Raw genomic sequence first — 1,476 nt, 5'->3', positions numbered from 1 at the left:
GTCGCGAACGTCGCCACCAGCATGGCCGACGCGCCCACTGCTTGAAGTAGACGGAAAGCGACAAAGGCCGGTGCAGTTGAAGACCAAGCTGCTCCCAGAGACGCAATGACGAAAGCCGTTGCGCCCGGCGATTAAGTTAATAAACATATTAAATCATTAATTAGTTTTTGTAGTTTAGAGAGTTTATTTCTTAGGGTTTCTATTCCTCAATTATTCCGTATCCTTCTGGTGCAGGAATCCCATGTTCCGAAGAACGACTGACTGATTCCCACTCTTTCCATGTAAATATACGTTTTTCTGCATTTTCAACAGCTAAATCATATACAAGGCTTCCCAGAACTAATCGGAGAGGCGGATTCTCACTATTAACCAGTTTCATTATAGCTTCGGCGGCTAACTTAGGATCACTATCCACCGATTCGTTTGAATATTGTTGGGCCAACTTTTCACGTAATGAATCATACTCTTTTTTCTGTGTAGTAAAACTCATTTTTAAGTATAGATTCGTCCAGTAACCTCCAGGTTCTACGATAGATACTTTTATACCAAAATGTGCAGCTTCTTGTGCTAAAGCCTCGCTAAATCCTTCTAAAGCAAATTTACTAGCGCTATAGATTCCCGACATTGGACCACTAATCAGTCCACCAATACTAGATATCTGGATAATATGACCTGATTCTTGTGCCCGCAAGTACGGCATAACAGCTTGACTTACCCATACTGTACCGAAGAAATTAGTTTCCATTTGGCTTCTAACTTCATCTTCACTAAATTCTTCAATCATTCCCATTACCATATTCCCTGCATTGTTAATGACAATATCGAGTCTTCCAAAATGTTTAATGGCAGTTTCCACTGTAGTCGAAACAGCACTTCTATCAGTAACATCAAGACTTAAAGGAAGTAACATTCCTTCAAACTGGCATTTTAACTCATTCAGTTTTTCAATATTTCTAGCAACACCAACAACCTTCTCTCCTGACTCCAATGCTTTTTTTGTGAATTCGTATCCTAGTCCACTGCTTGCACCTGTAATAAACCACACACGTGTATTTTCATTGTTATTAAATGTCATAAATAATCTCCTCCATTAATCATGTAATATTGGTATCATTCAATACCAATTTAAAACAAACAAAATAAAGAGCACAGGCAATCTGCCTATGCTCTAAATATAGAAATATAAAATTTCAACAGGATTAATCCGATTGTTGGTATCACAAATAAGCCATCAAATTCATTGATGTACCCTTTTCTACGAAGTGTCATGGGAGATCTCCCTTTAAAATAAAAAAGAGGAAGATTCCTCTCCCCCTTTTTACTATAACCGTATAATAAAGGTTTCCTATACGTATAGGAAGAATAAACGCCCTTTTCACCCAAGTCCAACAGCTTTGGACCGCAGTTGACTCTTTCGACACCCCTGCGATGCAACCCAATCCGGCTGACGGGGAGCCAGCAACGCTGAAAATTTAC

At 39.3% G+C, this 1,476-nt stretch carries 2 protein-coding genes and 1 pseudogene; all 3 read right to left on the bottom strand.

The annotated features are described in order from the left end of the window. Positions 1 to 125, bottom strand: a pseudogene (locus FTT73_RS16070) (CmlA/FloR family chloramphenicol efflux MFS transporter); the annotation flags it as partial. Positions 126 to 199: 74 nt separating this feature from the next. Further along, positions 200 to 1,075 carry an SDR family oxidoreductase gene (locus FTT73_RS16065; RefSeq protein ID WP_078081115.1) on the bottom strand — a complete coding sequence of 292 codons (876 nt, stop codon included), beginning with the start codon at positions 1,073 to 1,075 and terminating at the stop codon, positions 200 to 202. A gap of 86 nt (positions 1,076 to 1,161) precedes the next feature. Beyond that, positions 1,162 to 1,476: hypothetical protein (locus FTT73_RS16230; protein ID WP_218944809.1), on the bottom strand; the 315-nt coding region annotated here is incomplete at its 5' end.

Source organism: Acinetobacter sp. YH01006 (assembly GCF_013420445.1).
GTDB lineage: Bacteria > Pseudomonadota > Gammaproteobacteria > Pseudomonadales > Moraxellaceae > Acinetobacter > Acinetobacter pseudolwoffii.
The sequence above is the reverse complement of the archived record's forward strand: the minus strand, read 5'-3'. Positions and strand labels throughout refer to the sequence as shown.